The 15,352-nt window shown below is 44.4% G+C and carries 15 protein-coding genes; 13 read left to right on the forward strand and 2 right to left on the reverse strand.

The window, feature by feature from the left end:
• The 8 genes from ACTQ16_RS13335 to ACTQ16_RS13370 all read left to right on the forward strand — a co-directional run.
• Positions 1 to 484 (forward strand): group II intron maturase-specific domain-containing protein (locus ACTQ16_RS13335; protein ID WP_441937832.1); only part of this gene is annotated, 484 nt, incomplete at its 5' end.
• 113 nt (positions 485 to 597) lie between these two features.
• Positions 598 to 1,764 (forward strand): sensor histidine kinase, encoded by a 1,167-nt coding sequence (locus ACTQ16_RS13340; protein WP_294971565.1) that lies wholly within the window; start codon positions 598 to 600, stop codon positions 1,762 to 1,764.
• A 151-nt stretch (positions 1,765 to 1,915) separates the two neighbouring features.
• A complete protein-coding gene (locus tag ACTQ16_RS13345) occupies positions 1,916 to 2,434 on the forward strand; it encodes a YceD family protein (RefSeq protein ID WP_218417416.1) in 519 nt (172 codons plus the stop codon).
• 29 nt (positions 2,435 to 2,463) lie between these two features.
• Positions 2,464 to 2,649 carry a 50S ribosomal protein L32 gene (gene rpmF, locus ACTQ16_RS13350; RefSeq protein ID WP_006848356.1) on the forward strand — a complete coding sequence of 62 codons (186 nt, stop codon included), beginning with the start codon at positions 2,464 to 2,466 and terminating at the stop codon, positions 2,647 to 2,649.
• On the forward strand, positions 2,649 to 3,662 hold the full coding sequence (locus ACTQ16_RS13355) for a beta-ketoacyl-ACP synthase III (protein WP_295346822.1): 1,014 nt from the start codon (positions 2,649 to 2,651) through the stop codon (positions 3,660 to 3,662). The genes rpmF and ACTQ16_RS13355 overlap by 1 nt, the downstream gene beginning before the upstream one ends.
• 160 nt (positions 3,663 to 3,822) lie before the next feature.
• Positions 3,823 to 4,704 carry a GTPase Era gene (gene era / locus ACTQ16_RS13360; protein ID WP_153123606.1) on the forward strand — a complete coding sequence of 294 codons (882 nt, stop codon included), beginning with the start codon at positions 3,823 to 3,825 and terminating at the stop codon, positions 4,702 to 4,704.
• A 206-nt stretch (positions 4,705 to 4,910) separates the two neighbouring features.
• Positions 4,911 to 6,224, forward strand: coding sequence for a ribosome biogenesis GTPase Der (gene der / locus ACTQ16_RS13365; RefSeq protein WP_295346823.1), 1,314 nt, complete (start codon positions 4,911 to 4,913; stop codon positions 6,222 to 6,224).
• Between the two features lie 67 nt (positions 6,225 to 6,291).
• Positions 6,292 to 6,657 (forward strand): hypothetical protein, encoded by a 366-nt coding sequence (locus tag ACTQ16_RS13370; protein WP_441937833.1) that lies wholly within the window; start codon positions 6,292 to 6,294, stop codon positions 6,655 to 6,657.
• Positions 6,658 to 6,931: 274 nt separating this feature from the next.
• On the opposite strand, the gene ACTQ16_RS13375 is transcribed toward ACTQ16_RS13370, so the two are convergent.
• Both ACTQ16_RS13375 and ACTQ16_RS13380 read right to left on the reverse strand, forming a co-directional pair.
• Positions 6,932 to 7,699: an ABC transporter ATP-binding protein gene (locus ACTQ16_RS13375; protein WP_441937834.1), complete on the reverse strand. Its 768-nt coding sequence runs from the start codon at positions 7,697 to 7,699 to the stop codon at positions 6,932 to 6,934.
• Positions 7,700 to 7,701: 2 nt separating this feature from the next.
• Entirely contained in the window at positions 7,702 to 8,448 is a 747-nt protein-coding gene (locus ACTQ16_RS13380) for an MlaE family ABC transporter permease (RefSeq protein WP_153123598.1), read from the reverse strand.
• Between the two features lie 176 nt (positions 8,449 to 8,624).
• Here ACTQ16_RS13380 and lptB point away from each other — a divergent pair, with 176 nt between their 5' ends.
• From lptB to recQ, 5 genes are all read left to right on the forward strand, one after another.
• Positions 8,625 to 9,446: an LPS export ABC transporter ATP-binding protein gene (gene lptB, locus ACTQ16_RS13385; protein WP_153123596.1), complete on the forward strand. Its 822-nt coding sequence runs from the start codon at positions 8,625 to 8,627 to the stop codon at positions 9,444 to 9,446.
• A 161-nt stretch (positions 9,447 to 9,607) separates the two neighbouring features.
• Positions 9,608 to 10,966, forward strand: coding sequence for a trigger factor (tig, locus tag ACTQ16_RS13390; protein ID WP_294971388.1), 1,359 nt, complete (start codon positions 9,608 to 9,610; stop codon positions 10,964 to 10,966).
• 135 nt (positions 10,967 to 11,101) lie between these two features.
• Positions 11,102 to 11,764 carry an ATP-dependent Clp endopeptidase proteolytic subunit ClpP gene (gene clpP, locus ACTQ16_RS13395; protein ID WP_153123592.1) on the forward strand — a complete coding sequence of 221 codons (663 nt, stop codon included), beginning with the start codon at positions 11,102 to 11,104 and terminating at the stop codon, positions 11,762 to 11,764.
• An 8-nt stretch (positions 11,765 to 11,772) separates the two neighbouring features.
• Positions 11,773 to 13,005 (forward strand): ATP-dependent Clp protease ATP-binding subunit ClpX, encoded by a 1,233-nt coding sequence (gene clpX, locus ACTQ16_RS13400; protein WP_294971384.1) that lies wholly within the window; start codon positions 11,773 to 11,775, stop codon positions 13,003 to 13,005.
• Positions 13,006 to 13,082: 77 nt separating this feature from the next.
• Positions 13,083 to 15,260 (forward strand): DNA helicase RecQ, encoded by a 2,178-nt coding sequence (gene recQ, locus ACTQ16_RS13405; protein ID WP_441937836.1) that lies wholly within the window; start codon positions 13,083 to 13,085, stop codon positions 15,258 to 15,260.
• Positions 15,261 to 15,352 lie beyond the last annotated feature (92 nt).

A 15,352-nucleotide genomic window follows, 5' to 3' on the forward strand; every position in this document is an offset into this window, starting at 1 on the left:
GTCCTATGTGCAAGGTGTGAAATACCTTGGTTACTCCTTTTATGTAATGAAAGGCAAATGCCAACTCACGGTACACCCAAAAGCTAAAGCCAAGATGAAAGCCCGACTCAAGGAGTTGACTTCCCGAAGCAATGGCTGGGGATATGCCAAGAGGAAGCAAAAACTAGAAGAGTACATAAGGGGGTGGGTAGGTTACTATCACCTCGCCAACATGAAACGTTTCCTCATGAAAACGGACGAGTGGCTAAGGCGACGGCTACGTATGTATATATGGAAGTCGTGGAAGAGGGTAAAAACGAGAATTGCCAACTTGATAAAGTGCGGTATTGACAAATACCAAGCTTACATGTGGGGCAATAGTCGTTTGGGGGATTGGCGCATAGCTGGCAGTTACATACTAAGTCGTGCGATAACCAATGAAAAGTTGAGCATGGCAGGCTATGCTACATTGACGGGTTCATACCTCGAATGGTATCCAAAATAGGAACCGCCGTATGCGGAACCGCATGTACGGTGGTGTGAGAGGTCGGAAAACGAAAGTAGGAGAAAAACTACTTCGTTTTCCTCCTACTCGATTTTTTTTTGTATCTTTGCAGCATGATTTGGACGGATAGGATAAGACAGGTGAAGATTTATCTGGTGATAGCAGCGGTATTGATTGCTGTCGCCTCGCTCGTTGTATCCCATTTCCTAGTCCGTGACCTGGCTCTGGAGGAGCGAAACCGGATGGAGGTTTGGGCGGAAGCCATGCGCTCCCTCAATACGGCAGATGATAATACCGACTTGAATCTCGTCCTTAAAGTTATCAATGAGAACAATTCGATTCCTGTCATCGTTATGGATTCTCAAAATCGGGCACAGACCTTCCGTAATATCAAGGTCACAGGCAAGGATTATGAGGATAGTTTAAGAAATGCTGCCATACTGGGGAAATCACTCTTGTCAAAAGGGAAGAATATAAAGATAGAATTGGATGACTCTACTCATGACTATATTCAAGTATGCTACGATGAATCATTGATGATTCGTCGCCTTTCTGCTTATCCTTATATTCAGCTTGGAGTGGTGATGATATTTGTGGTCATCGCCATCTTTGCGTTGCTTACTTCCAAGAAAGCAGAACAGAATAAGGTATGGGTGGGGTTATCGAAGGAAACGGCTCATCAGTTAGGTACGCCTATTTCCAGTCTGATGGCTTGGCTAGAAATCCTGAAAATGAATCATCCTGACGATAATCTGATACCCGAGATGGATAAGGATATCAGGAGACTCCAATTGATTGCTGATAGATTCTCAAAGATAGGTTCCCTTCCAGAACCGGTTCCGGCTAGTCTGAATGAGGTGATGGATCATGTCATCGATTATATGGACCGCCGTACTTCCAAGAAGGTGAAGATGGTGAAAATCTTTCCTGAACATGACATTATCGTCAAGATGAATGCTTCGCTCTTTGAATGGGTCATAGAGAACCTTTCCAAGAACGCAGTGGATGCCATGGGCGTTGATGGTGGTATGATTATCCTGAGAGTGGACGAGATGCTGGATAAAGCGATTATTGAAGTGGAAGATACAGGTAAGGGAATTCTGAAAAAAAATCTGAAGAATATATTTCGCCCGGGATTCACCACCAAGAAGCGAGGATGGGGCCTTGGACTTTCGCTTGCCAAGAGGATTGTAGAAGAATATCATCATGGAAAAATATGGGTGAAAAGTAGCGAGGTTGGTAAGGGAACTACCTTCAGAATAGAACTGAAGAAGGAATAATAGGGCGATATTTTACCTCAAAAAGGGTAATTATCGGACAATAATCGGTTAATAATGAGAGATTTTAGTGATTTTTACATAAAAAATTATTTTATCTCAAAAAATATTTGTAACTTTGCAGCCCGAAACCAATATGGTATATATTGAATTTATGTGTAATATAGAGTCTTATAAGATTGATTTGAAAGCTTTGCCCCAGGGAGTAACAAATCTGGAGTTCAAGCTAGACGATGAATACTTTCAGGCAATAGATGCTCCTGACATTCAGAGAGGCGAGCTGAAGAGTAGTCTGTCCATTAACAGGACGGACGATTTCTATGAGCTCAATTTTCATACAGAGGGAGTGGTACACATACCATGCGACATCTGTCTGGACGATATGGATCAAGATATTGAAACCGATGATAGACTCGTCGTTAAGTTCGGAGAAGAATACTCAGAAGAAGATGACCTCGTGATTGTGGCCGAGAACGAAGGAATACTCGATATCTCGTGGTTCATCTATGAATTTATAGACCTCAACATTCCCATCAAGCATGTGCATGCACCTGGAAAATGCAACCCTGCTATGATTGAAATGCTTCAACAGCATTCTGCCGCCCGAAGCGGTGAGGAAGAAGAGGAAACTGTAGATCCACGCTGGGCAGCTCTATTAAAATTAAAAAAGTAAAATTCAAAAATTAAAACATTTAAAAAATTATGGCACATCCTAAAAGAAGACAGTCAAAGACACGTACACTTAAGAGAAGAACTCATGATAAGGCAGTAGCTCCTACATTGGCAGTTTGCCCTAACTGTGGTGCATACTATGTATACCACACTGTTTGCCCTACTTGCGGTTACTATCGTGGTAAGGTTGCAATCGTTAAGGAAGCAGCTGAATAATGGGTAAAATCAATGCTGTAATCACTGGTGTTGGTGGATACGTTCCTGACTATATCCTCAATAACGAGGAGTTGTCACGCATGGTTGATACTACAGATGAGTGGATTACCACACGTGTAGGTATCAAGGAACGTCGCATTCTCACAGAAGAAGGTCTCGGAACCAGCTACTTGGCTCGTAAAGCTGCAAAGCAGTTGATTCAGAAGACTGGCGTAGATCCAGACACAATCGATGCACTGATTGTGACAACCACCACACCAGACTACAAGTTCCCTTCTACAGCATCTATCGTCCTCGGTAAGCTCGGACTGAAGAACGCTTTTGCATTCGACTTCTCTGCAGCTTGCTGTGGATTCTTGTACACCCTGGATGTTGCAGCTAGCATGATTCAGAGTGGTAGATACAAGAAAATCATCGTTATCGGTGCTGATAAGATGTCTTCACTTGTTGACTACACAGACCGCGCTACTTGCGTACTCTTCGGAGATGGTGCTGGTGCAGTTCTTGTAGAGGCAACAGAGGAAGAGAACATAGGTGTACAGAACTCATACCTTCGTACCGACGGACAAGGCTTGCCTTTCCTCCACATGAAGGCTGGTGGTTCTGTCTGCCCTCCTTCACACTTCACTGTAGATCATCGTTTGCATTATCTTTATCAGGAAGGTCGTACCGTGTTCCGTTACGCAGTAACCGACATGAGCAACGACGTGATGAAGATCATGGAGATGAACAATCTCAAGGCTGAAGATGTGAACTGGGTGATTCCACACGAGGCCAACCTCCGTATCATCGAGGCTGTGACCAAGCGTGCGGGAATTCCACTTGACAAGGTGGTAGTTAACATCGACCATTATGGAAATACCAGTGCGGCAACAATCCCATTGGCACTCTGGGATGCAGAGAGTCAGTTGAAGAAGGGCGACAACGTCATCTTCACAGCATTCGGTGCAGGATTCGTACACGGTGCATCATTCTATAAGTGGGCATACGATGGTGCTGCTTATGGCAAGTAAGACATATTAAAATAGGATAGAATAATTATCTATATAAGGAAACGCATCTTTCTTATTTCATCTCAACAAAAGTGAACTAAGCAAGGATGCGTTTCTTTAGCTTCATGCCAGGTTCTGGCAAACTCATTTAAACATTTCGTTTCAATCAATTTTTTATCGTATGCATAAAGCAGGTTTCGTTAATATCGTGGGTAATCCTAATGTGGGTAAGAGTACGCTGATGAATCAGTTGGTGGGCGAGCGTATCAGCATCGCTACCTTCAAGGCGCAGACCACTCGTCATCGTATCATGGGTATCGTGAATACCGATGATATGCAAATCGTGTTTTCGGATACCCCTGGCGTCTTGAAGCCAAACTACAAGATGCAGGAGATGATGCTCGCCTTCTCGGAGAGTGCGCTGGCTGATGCCGATGTTTTGCTTTATGTTACTGATGTGATAGAGAATCCTGAGAAGAACATCGACTTCCTGGAAAAGGTCAAGAAGATGAAGATTCCGGTGCTCCTGCTCATCAACAAAATTGACCAGAGCGACCCAAAGAAGCTGGGTGACATTGTAGAGAAGTGGCATTCGCTCTTGCCGAATGCTGAGATTCTTCCTATCTCTGCGAAAAACAAGTTTGGCGTGGATATGCTCTTGAAGCGCATCAAGGAGTTGTTACCTGAGTCACCTGCGTTCTTCGACAAGGACCAGTTGACCGATAAGCCAGCCCGCTTCTTCGTTTCGGAAATTATTCGAGAAAAGATACTTCTCTATTATGATAAGGAGATTCCTTATGCTGTAGAGGTTAGAGTGGAGCGGTTCAAGGAAGATGATACCCGTATCCACATCAATGCCGTCATCTACGTGGAGCGTGATTCCCAGAAGGGCATCATCATTGGTCACCAGGGAGTGGCGCTCAAGAAGGTGAATACTGAAAGCCGCAAGGCTTTGGAAAAATTCTTCGGCAAGAAGATTTTCCTGGAAACCTTTGTAAAGGTTGATAAAGACTGGCGCAGTTCGCAGCGAGAACTCGACGCCTTCGGATATAATCCGGAATAATAGATAGTGATTAGTGATTAATGATTAGCACAGTTCTAATAACTAATCACTAATATCGACTTCCCCTCCCTGAATGTAATCGAGGGAGTGACTCTCGCCAGAGGGGCGAGGGCCGGAGCAAGGTCAGCTTCGGCAAATTATTAACTTGGATGCAGAGACCACATCCTTGAATACCTCCTCAAAGGAAGGAGGCTGAATGACTTATTATGGCAAATTTAGTAGCAATCGTAGGTCGCCCTAACGTGGGTAAATCTACTTTATTCAATCGTTTGACTCAATCTCGCCGCGCTATCGTGAGCGATACGGCAGGTACTACACGCGACCGTCAGTATGGTAAGTGCAGCTGGAACGGCAGAGAATTCTCTGTGGTGGATACCGGTGGATGGGTCGTAAAATCAGATGACATTTTCGAGGATGCTATCCGCAAGCAGGTGTTGGTAGCTACCGAAGAGGCCGACCTGGTTCTCTTCCTGGTAGACGTGAACACCGGTTTGACCGACTGGGATGAGGACGTAGCCCTGATCTTGCGTCGTGCCAAACTGCCTGTAATCCTTGTGGCAAACAAGGTGGACAACAGTGCTGAATACTATCAGGCTGCCGAGTTCTATAAGTTGGGCTTGGGCGACCCTCAGTGTATCAGTGCCGCAACAGGTGGCGGTACGGGTGACTTGCTCGACATCATATTAGACAAGCTTCAGGATAATCCTGAGGAAGCCATCGAGGAAGACATCCCTCGTTTTGCTGTGGTAGGCCGTCCTAATGCCGGAAAGAGCAGTATTATCAATGCCTTCATCGGTGAAGATAGAAACATCGTTACCGAGATTGCAGGTACTACCCGTGACAGTATCTATACCCGTTACGACAAGTTCGGCTTCGATTTCTACCTGGTAGATACAGCTGGTATCCGCCGTAAGAACAAGGTGAGTGAGGACTTGGAGTTCTATTCTGTGATGCGTTCCATCCGTGCCATTGAGAACAGTGATGTCTGCATCCTTATGCTTGATGCAACCCGTGGTATCGAGACCCAGGATATGAATATCTTCCAGTTGATCCAGAAGAATAACAAGAGTCTGGTGGTAGTAGTGAACAAGTGGGACCTGGTAGAGGAGAAGAACCAGAAGGTGATTGATACCTTCGAGAATGCCATCCGCAATCGTATGGCTCCATTCGTGGATTTCCCTATCATCTTTGCTTCTGCATTGACCAAGCAGCGCATCTTCCGTGTATTGGAAACAGCCAAGGAGGTTTACCTGAACCGCAAGATTCATATCGGTACTTCCAAGCTTAATGAGGTGATGTTGCCTATCATCGAGGCTTATCCTCCTCAGAGCGTGAAGGGTAAGTACATCAAGATTAAGTACTGCACCCAGTTGCCTAACACCACGATTCCATCGTTCGTGTTCTATGCCAACTTGCCACAGTATGTAAAGGAAAACTATCGCCGCTTCCTGGAGAACAAGATTCGTGACAACTGGTCATTGCATGGTTGTCCAATCAATGTTTTCATTCGTCAGAAGTAGAATTGAAGTGAAGAATGAAGTGTGAAGAATCAAGATGAAGAAACTTTTGATTTTTATGATAATAAGTATGGGGTTAGGAATTTCTTCCTGCAAGGAGGAGCGTCCTGACCCTTCTTACTTTGCCGGCATCGCCGCAAAGGGGTATTATGACTTACTTTTAGAGGGTAAATATGAGGAGTATGTTGCAGGTTTCAATCAACCTTATCGTATTCCTAAAGGTTATCATGACCAGTTGTTACTGAATGCCCAAATGTATGTAGAGCAACAGCAGGATGAACACAAGGGCATGAGTAAGGTGGATATTCTGAGTGCCAAGGCTGATACCGCCCGTCATGTAGCCGATGTCTTTCTGCGGATATCTTACGGTGACAGTACCAAGGAACAGATTATTGTTCCGATGATTGAAGTAAAGGGCGAATGGAAAATGAGATAATTTGATTTTTAAATAAGCTCATAAAAAAAGAGGGTGTGTCATAAGTTTATGATTCACCCTCTTCTTGTTGTTGGAAAAGCTAGGATATATTGTTGGAAAAGCTAGGATATGTTGTTGAGATAGTCAGTATCTCCGGTCGCACAACAGCTGTTGTGCGCTTGCATAACAACTGATATGCGCATGCACACCAGCTGTTGTGCATGCGGTGGTCAACTGTTATGCGCCAACTATTATCCAGACTTATGCCACACCCCTTTTTTTATAAGGAATCTGCTTATTTGTTATTTTTCATTTCCACTTCCTTGACCTTGCGGAACAGATCAGAAGCAAAGACGAGATCATTTAGTTTTTCGTTGGTTGAGCTCATCACCTGGGTTTTGTTTCCTTGCCATTCTTTCTGACCTTGGTAGATGAAACAGATATTTTCACCAATGCCCATCACGGAATTCATGTCGTGTGTATTGATGATGGTAGTCATGTTAAACTCCTTGGTGATGCCAGAGAGTAACTCATCGATAACAAGCGAAGTCTTAGGGTCCAGACCAGAGTTCGGCTCATCACAGAAAAGATATTTAGGATTCATGACGATAGCACGTGCAATGGCCACACGTTTCTGCATACCGCCAGAAATTTCTCCAGGATATTTCTGTTGAGCTTCTATCAGGTTTACTCTGTCAAGACATTCCTGTGCTCGTTTAATGCGTTCTCTATAGGTCTTGTTTGAAAACATATCCAATGGAAACATCACGTTCTCTAATACGTTGAGCGAATCAAAGAGGGCTGCACTTTGGAAAATCATTCCCATCTCTCTGCGCATCAACACCTTTTCTTTCTTACTCATGTTTACAAAGTCACGACCATCGTAGAGCACCTGACCGCTGGTAGGTTCCAGGAGTCCGACGAGATTCTTCATCAAAACCGTCTTTCCCGAACCACTCTGACCGATGATCAGATTGGTCTTGCCGGTTTCGAATTGCACGCTGATATTATCGAGTACGGTCTTGTCGCCGAATGATTTCGTTAGATTTTTTACTTCTATCATGATTATGAAAGGATTTGAGTGAGAAATACGTCAGAGAACAGAATCAGTACGCTGGAACTGACAACGGCATCGGTTGAGGATTTACCTACTTCTACCGAACCACCCTCTACGGTGTATCCGAAGTAGGAGGAAACACTCGCTATGATGAATGCGAAGAAGAGACTCTTGATGATACTCATCCACACAAACCATTGGTTGAAGGAATGCTGGAGACCCAGCGTGAGGTCATCCGGTGGCAGGATATGCCCGATATACGCAGTTCCATACGCTCCGATGATACCCATTCCCGAGCTGAAGATAACCAGGAACGGCATGATGGTAACCAGACCGAGAATCTTTGGCAGAATCAGATAGCATGCCGAGTTGACACCCATGATGTCGAGTGCGTCAATCTGCTGGGTTACTCGCATGGTGCCCAACTCAGAAGCGATGTTGGACCCCACCTTTCCGGCGAGAATCAGACACATGATGCTGGAAGAGAACTCGAGGAGCATAATCTCGCGGGTGGTGTAGCCCGATACCCATCGGGGCATCCATGGACTCTGGATGTTGAGCTTCATCTGGATACAGATTACCGCACCGATGAAGAACGAGATGAGGAGGACGATACCGATGGAATCGACACCCAGTTGCTGCATTTCCTTGATATACTGTTTGAGGAACATGCGCATTCGCTCAGGTCGAGAGAATGAGCGTCCCATCAGTATCAGATATTTACCGAAGGTGGTAAGCCATTTTTCTATTATCATGTCAATCAATTATGCTTTTGATGGCTCAATTATCCAAGAAATGAGCCGTTTCTTATTAAATTATGGTGCAAAATTAACCAAAATCCTCTAAAAAACTGCAATATTGTGAATAGTTTTTGAATTTATAACCGTTATTTCCATGTTTTTTAGTATTTTTGCAACCAAATTAGCTAATTATGGACGAAAATATGAATATAGATCAGCCTGCAAACCAAGAAGGTTTGGTGCTGAGAACCGAAGGCTTGGTGAAACGTTATGGCAAGCGAACAGTTGCCAATGGAGTTTCCATCAATGTAAAGCAAGGTGAAATTGTGGGTTTGCTGGGACCGAATGGTGCTGGTAAGACCACGTCTTTCTATATGACAACCGGACTGGTGGTACCTAATGAGGGACATGTATATTTGGGTGATCAGGAGATAACCAGTTATCCTGTTTATAAGAGAGCCCGTGCGGGTATCGGCTATCTGCCTCAGGAAGCCAGCGTATTCCGTAAGATGAGTGTTGAAGACAATATTATGTCTGTACTCGAGATGACCGGCAAGCCACGCGATTACCAGAAGGCTAAGTTGGAGAGTCTCATCAAGGATTTTGACTTGCAGAAGGTGCGTAAGAACTTGGGTGACCAACTCTCTGGAGGTGAGCGCCGTCGTGTAGAGATAGCCCGCTGTCTGGCAAACGATCCTAAGTTTATCATGCTCGATGAGCCGTTTGCCGGTGTCGACCCTATTCAGGTAGAAGAGATCCAGCATATTGTGTGGAAATTGAAGTATCGCAATATCGGTATTCTCATTACCGACCACAATGTGGATGAGACGCTTACCATTACCGATCGCGCCTATCTTCTCTTTGAAGGTCGCATTCTTTTTCAGGGTACTCCAGAGGAGTTGGCAGAGAATAAAACGGTGAAGGAGAAGTATCTTACCACCAGCTTTGTACTCCGCAAGAAGGACTTCCAACTGCTTGATGAGCAGAAAAAAGTGCGTGAAGAGAGTGAATAAGGTTAAAAAAACAAATTTTTTCTATTATATATTAGGTATATCCATTAAAAATGCGTAATTTTGCAAGCCGATTGTGTGGAGGACTCACCCCAACAACTGCTTGGAATGCCTAAACCAATTGAAAGAGAAATAATTAATAATAATAAAAATAAAAAATCAAGATGAAAGTTTCATTTGAAAATCCTGACAAGATTAATGGTCTTTTGACTCTCGTAGTAGAGGAAGAGGACTACAAGAATGAGGTTGAGAAGACCTTGAAAGACTACCGTAAAAAGGCTAATGTTCCAGGTTTCCGTCCTGGTCAGGCTCCTATGGGTATGATTAAGCGCCAGTTTGGTCCTTCTGTAAAGATGGAGGCTATCAACAAGATCGTAGGCCAGGAGATTTACAAGTACGTACAGGAAAACAAGATTCAGATGCTCGGTGAGCCTCTCCCATCAGAGAAGCAGGAGCCAGCTGACTTGGAGAATGGTACTACATTCACATTTATGTTTGATATCGCTGTTGCACCTGAGTTCAAGGTAACTCTCAACGGTCGCGACAAGGTAGATTACTATAACATCAAGGTTGACGATAAGATCCTCGACCAGCAGGTAGAGATGTACGCTCAGCGTGCAGGTAGCTACGAGAAGGGTGAGAAGTATGAGGAGAACGACCTGTTGAAGGGTGATATCCGTGAGCTCGATGAGAATGGTAACACCAAGGAAGGTGGTATCACTGTAGAAGGCGCTATCCTGATGCCTAGCTACATCAAGGTAGAGGAGCAGAAGAATCTCTTCAATGATGCTAAGCTTGGTGATGTAATCACATTCAACCCTAAGAAGGCTTACCCAGAGAACGATACTGAGGTTTCTTCACTCTTGAAGATTGAGCGTGAGGCTGTAGCTGACTTGGAGTCTGAGTTCAGCTTCCAGATCACAGAGATCCAGCGTTTCAAGAAGCACGAGGTTAACGAGGAGCTCTTCAAGCAGGTTCTCGGTGAGGATACTGACGTGAAGGACGAGGCTGCTTTCCGTGCTAAGATTGCTGAGGGCTTGCAGGAGCAGTTGGTTAACGACTCTGACTACAAGTTCATCCTTGACGTTCGTGAGCACTGCGAGAAGAAGGTTGGTGAGTTGACATACCCAGACGCACTCTTGAAGCGTATCATGTTGGCTAACAACAAGGATAAGGGCGAGGAGTTTGTAGAGAAGAACTACGAGCAGAGCATCAAGGAGTTGACATGGCACCTCATCAAGGAGCAGCTCATCCAGGCTCAGGAGATTAAGGTGAACGACGAGGACATCAAGGAGACAGCTAAGGAAGCTGCTCGTGCTCAGTTCGCTCAGTATGGTATGACCAACATTCCTGAGGAGTATATCGAGAACTATGCAAACGAGATTCTCAAGAAGGGTGAGTCTGTTGAAGCATTGGTAGACCGTTCTATCGATCGCAAGTTGGCTGAGGCTCTTAAGAAGGCTGTAAAACTCAACGAAAAAGAGATTTCTGTAGAGGATTTCAACAAGATGATGCAGGAATAACATTTTTTAGAAAAAAAACTTCAAATAATTACGAGGTTATCGACTTTTTTTATTATCTTTGTTCCACCGAACGGGATAATGAGGTCGATAACCTCGTTTTTTGTTCTTAATTTTGAAGAAAAAAAGTAATTAGATATGAACGATTTTAGAAAATATGCTACCAAGCATCTTGGTATGAACGGTATGGTGCTTGATGACGTAATGAATGCTCAGGCAAAGTATTTGAATCCTTACATCCTGGAGGAGCGCCAGTTGAACGTTACCCAGATGGATGTGTTCTCACGTTTGATGATGGACCGTATCATCTTCCTTGGTACTGAGATTGATGATTATACAGCCAATACGCTTCAGGCACAGTTGCTTTATCTGGACTCTGTAGATAGTACTCAGGATATTTCTATCTATCTCAACAGTCCTGGAGGTAGTGTCACTGCAGGTCTGGGTATTTATGATACCATGCAGTTTATCACCAGCGATGTAGCTACCATCTGTACCGGTATGGCTGCATCTATGGCTGCTGTGCTGTTGGTGTCTGGTCAGGAGGGAAAGCGTTCTGCCTTGCCTCATAGCCGTGTGATGATTCATCAGCCATTGGGTGGTGTTCAGGGTCAGGCATCTGATATCGAAATCGAGGCTCGCGAAATTCTGAAGATGAAGAAAGAACTCTATACCATTATTTCTGAGCACTCTCATACTCCATACGACAAGGTTTATGCTGACAGCGACCGTAACTACTGGATGACTGCCGAGGAGGCTAAGGAGTATGGTATGATTGATAACGTGTTGATACGTAAGTAATAAATAATATGCCAAAGAAGAAAGTTTGTAGCTTCTGTGGAAGAGGCGAAAATGAAGTAAAATTGCTCATCACGGGTGTAGATGGCTACATTTGTGAGAATTGTGCTCAGCAGGCTTATGAAATTGTTGAGTCTACTGGAGTCATGCACCAGCAGAATGCGGGTGAAAAGTTCGCATTGAAAAAGGTTCCAAAGCCAATGGAAATCAAGGAGTATCTGGATGAATACATCATTGGTCAGGATCAGGCTAAGCGCAGTATGGCTGTGGCTGTTTACAATCATTATAAGAGATTGCAGCAGCCTGTCAGCGATGATGGTGTTGAGATTGAAAAGAGCAATATTATTATGGTGGGAAGTACAGGTACTGGTAAAACCCTGTTGGCTCGTACTATAGCCAAGTTGCTGGATGTGCCTTTTACCATCGTTGATGCTACTGTTTTTACAGAGGCTGGTTATGTTGGTGAGGATGTGGAAAGTATCTTGTCCCGCTTGCTCCAGGTTTCTGATTATAATGTAGAGGCTGCCCAGAGAGGCATCGTCTTTATTGATGAGATTGATAAGATTGCCCGTAAGAGCGATAACCCTTCCATCACCCGTGATGTAAGTGGCGAGGGTGTGCAGCAGGGCCTTCTTAAACTTTTGGAAGGTACCATGGTTAATGTGCCGCCAAAGGGTGGAAGAAAGCATCCTGACCAGGATTATATCCATGTAGATACCAAGAACATCCTGTTTATCTGCGGTGGTGCCTTCGATGGTATCGAGCGCAAGATAGCACAGCGTCTCAATACCCATGTGGTGGGATATAATTCTGTACAGAATGTGGCTAAGATTGACAAGGCTGACTTGATGAAGTATATCTTGCCTCAAGACTTGAAGTCTTTTGGCTTGATACCGGAAATTATCGGTCGTCTGCCTGTACTTACCTATCTCAATCCTCTGGATAGAGAGGCTTTGCGTAAGATATTGGTTGAGCCTAAGAATTCCATTGTCAAGCAGTATATCAAACTCTTCGAGATGGATGGCATCAAGCTGTCTTTCACGGAAGAGACTTTTGACTACTTGGTTGATAAGGCCGTAGAATATAAATTGGGTGCCAGAGGACTTCGCTCCATCGTGGAGGCAGTGATGATGGACGCCATGTTTGAGATTCCTTCTAAGAAAGTGAAGTCTTTCGAGGTTACCTTGGAGTATGCCAAGGCTCAGCTCGACAAGGCTCATCTCGGACAGATGGAATCTGCATAAGTTGGTTGGGGGATACTTCCCCCAGCTGATTTCTAATTACCATAAGACATAAAATGAGAAAATAATATTAGGTGGATATGACAGAACAGGTTAGTCTAACAGGACAGTTGAAGCACTACTTTGGTTTCGATTCGTTTAAAGGTGATCAGGAGGCAATCATCAGGAATCTGATGGAGGGCCATGACATTTTTGTATTGATGCCTACTGGTGGTGGCAAAAGCTTGTGTTACCAATTACCTTCCTTGATTATGGAAGGTACAGCTATCGTGATTTCTCCATTGATAGCCCTGATGAAGAATCAGGTGGATGTTATCAATGGCTTGAGCGAGAGTGATGGTGTGGCACATTATCTTAACTCTTCATTGAATAAGTCTGCAATAGAGAAGGTCAAGAGTGATATCTTGTCAGGTAAAACGAAATTGCTTTATGTGGCTCCGGAGTCCTTGACAAAGGAGGATAACGTGGAGTTCCTGAAGACCATCAAGATTTCTTTCTATGCTGTAGATGAGGCTCATTGTATTTCTGAGTGGGGACATGATTTCCGCCCTGAGTATCGTCGTATCCGTCCTATTGTTAACGAGATTGGGCAGGCTCCGGTCATTGCTCTTACTGCTACGGCTACCGACAAGGTGCGCACGGATATCAAGAAGAATCTGGGTATTCTGGATGCATTGGAGTATAAAAGCTCGTTCAACAGACCTAATCTGTATTATGAAGTGCGCCAGAAAACCAATGATGTTGACCGCCAGATCATCAAGTTTATCCGTCAGCATCCTGGTAAGAGCGGCATCATCTATTGTCTTTCCCGTAAGAAGGTTGAGGAGTTGGCAGAAGTTTTGAAGGCCAATGAAATCAAGGCTGCGCCTTATCATGCGGGCCTTGATTCTGCTACCCGTTCCCAGACTCAGGATGACTTCCTGATGGAGAAGATTGATGTCATCGTTGCCACCATTGCCTTCGGTATGGGTATTGACAAGCCGGATGTGCGTTTTGTCATCCACTATGATATACCTAAGAGTCTCGAGGGATATTATCAGGAGACTGGACGTGCCGGACGTGATGGCGGTGAAGGCATCTGTATTGCTTTCTATTGTAGAAAGGACTTGAGAAAGCTGGAGAAGTTTATGGAGAATAAGCCGGTGGCAGAACAGGATATCGGTAGACAGCTGTTACAGGAGACTGCTGCCTATGCCGAATCATCCGTTTGTCGCCGTAAGATGCTGCTCCATTATTTTGGTGAGGAATACGGTGAGGTAAATTGCCATAACTGCGACAACTGTCTCCATCCTACTGAAAAGGTGGAGGCTAAGGATAACCTGCTTGTTGTCCTGAAGGCTGTCAAGGCAGTGAAGGAGAATTTCCGACAGGAATATATTATTGATTTCGTGAAAGGTAGGGGTACTGACGATATCGTATCCCATAAGCATGACGAACTGGATGAGTTTGGCTCCGGCGAGGATATGGATGCCAAGTTGTGGAATCCGGTCATCCGCCAGGCTTTGATTGCAGGTTTTCTCAAGAAAGATGTCGAGAATTACGGACTTCTTAAATTGACAGCTGCCGGTAAGCGCTATATCAGCAATCCTCAGTCTTTCATGATCGTTGCCGACAAGGAGTTTAAGGATGATTATGTAGAGACCACTCATGAGGGTGGAACAGGTGCGCTTGATCCTGCATTGTACAACATGCTGAAGGATTTGCGCAAGACTGTTGCCAAGAAGCATCATCTGCCTCCATACGTCATCTTCCAGGATATTTCCCTGGAACAGATGGCTACCATGTATCCGGTAGATATTCAGGAATTGCAGAATATCCAGGGTGTGGGTGCCGGAAAGGCTAAGAGATACGGCAAGGAGTTCTATACCTTGATAAAGAAATATTGTGAGGAGCACGATATCGAACGGGCCGAGGAGCTGCGGGTGAGAACCGTTGCCAAGAAGTCCATGCTCAAGGTGTTTATCATCCAGTCCATTGACCGTCAGATAGCTCTTGACGACCTGGCTGAGGCTAAGGGTTTGGATTTCTCTGTACTCTTGGATGAGATAGAGGCTATCGTGTATAGCGGAACCAAGTTGAATATCGATTATTTCATAGAAGAAGTGATAGATGACGATCATGTAGACGACATTTACGACTACTTCATGGAGAGTGAAACAGACGACTTGGACACAGCTCAGGACGAGTTGGGTGAAGATTACACAGAAGATGAAATTCGACTCGTTAGAATCAAGTTTTTGTCCGAACAAGCCAATTAAACACGTTAAATAGCATTAATAAGGTAAGATTTTCGTAAAAAGCGATGTCTATCTGAGAAATTATTGCTAAATTTGCACGCAATAAATTTTTA

It is taken from the genome of Prevotella sp. LCP21S3_D2, from assembly GCF_052118345.1.
Lineage (GTDB): Bacteria > Bacteroidota > Bacteroidia > Bacteroidales > Bacteroidaceae > Prevotella.

Coding starts and splice junctions, on each gene's coding strand:
- tig (WP_294971388.1), top strand. CDS start 9,608: ATGAAAGTTTCATTTGAAAATCCTGACAAGATTAATGGTCTTTTGACT.
- recQ (WP_441937836.1), top strand. CDS start 13,083: ATGACAGAACAGGTTAGTCTAACAGGACAGTTGAAGCACTACTTTGGT.
- clpP (WP_153123592.1), top strand. CDS start 11,102: ATGAACGATTTTAGAAAATATGCTACCAAGCATCTTGGTATGAACGGT.
- ACTQ16_RS13340 (WP_294971565.1), top strand. CDS start 598: ATGATTTGGACGGATAGGATAAGACAGGTGAAGATTTATCTGGTGATA.
- ACTQ16_RS13375 (WP_441937834.1), bottom strand. CDS start 7,699: ATGATAGAAGTAAAAAATCTAACGAAATCATTCGGCGACAAGACCGTA.
- lptB (WP_153123596.1), top strand. CDS start 8,625: ATGGACGAAAATATGAATATAGATCAGCCTGCAAACCAAGAAGGTTTG.
- ACTQ16_RS13380 (WP_153123598.1), bottom strand. CDS start 8,448: ATGATAATAGAAAAATGGCTTACCACCTTCGGTAAATATCTGATACTG.
- der (WP_295346823.1), top strand. CDS start 4,911: ATGGCAAATTTAGTAGCAATCGTAGGTCGCCCTAACGTGGGTAAATCT.
- ACTQ16_RS13370 (WP_441937833.1), top strand. CDS start 6,292: ATGGGGTTAGGAATTTCTTCCTGCAAGGAGGAGCGTCCTGACCCTTCT.
- ACTQ16_RS13345 (WP_218417416.1), top strand. CDS start 1,916: ATGTGTAATATAGAGTCTTATAAGATTGATTTGAAAGCTTTGCCCCAG.
- era (WP_153123606.1), top strand. CDS start 3,823: ATGCATAAAGCAGGTTTCGTTAATATCGTGGGTAATCCTAATGTGGGT.
- ACTQ16_RS13355 (WP_295346822.1), top strand. CDS start 2,649: ATGGGTAAAATCAATGCTGTAATCACTGGTGTTGGTGGATACGTTCCT.
- clpX (WP_294971384.1), top strand. CDS start 11,773: ATGCCAAAGAAGAAAGTTTGTAGCTTCTGTGGAAGAGGCGAAAATGAA.
- rpmF (WP_006848356.1), top strand. CDS start 2,464: ATGGCACATCCTAAAAGAAGACAGTCAAAGACACGTACACTTAAGAGA.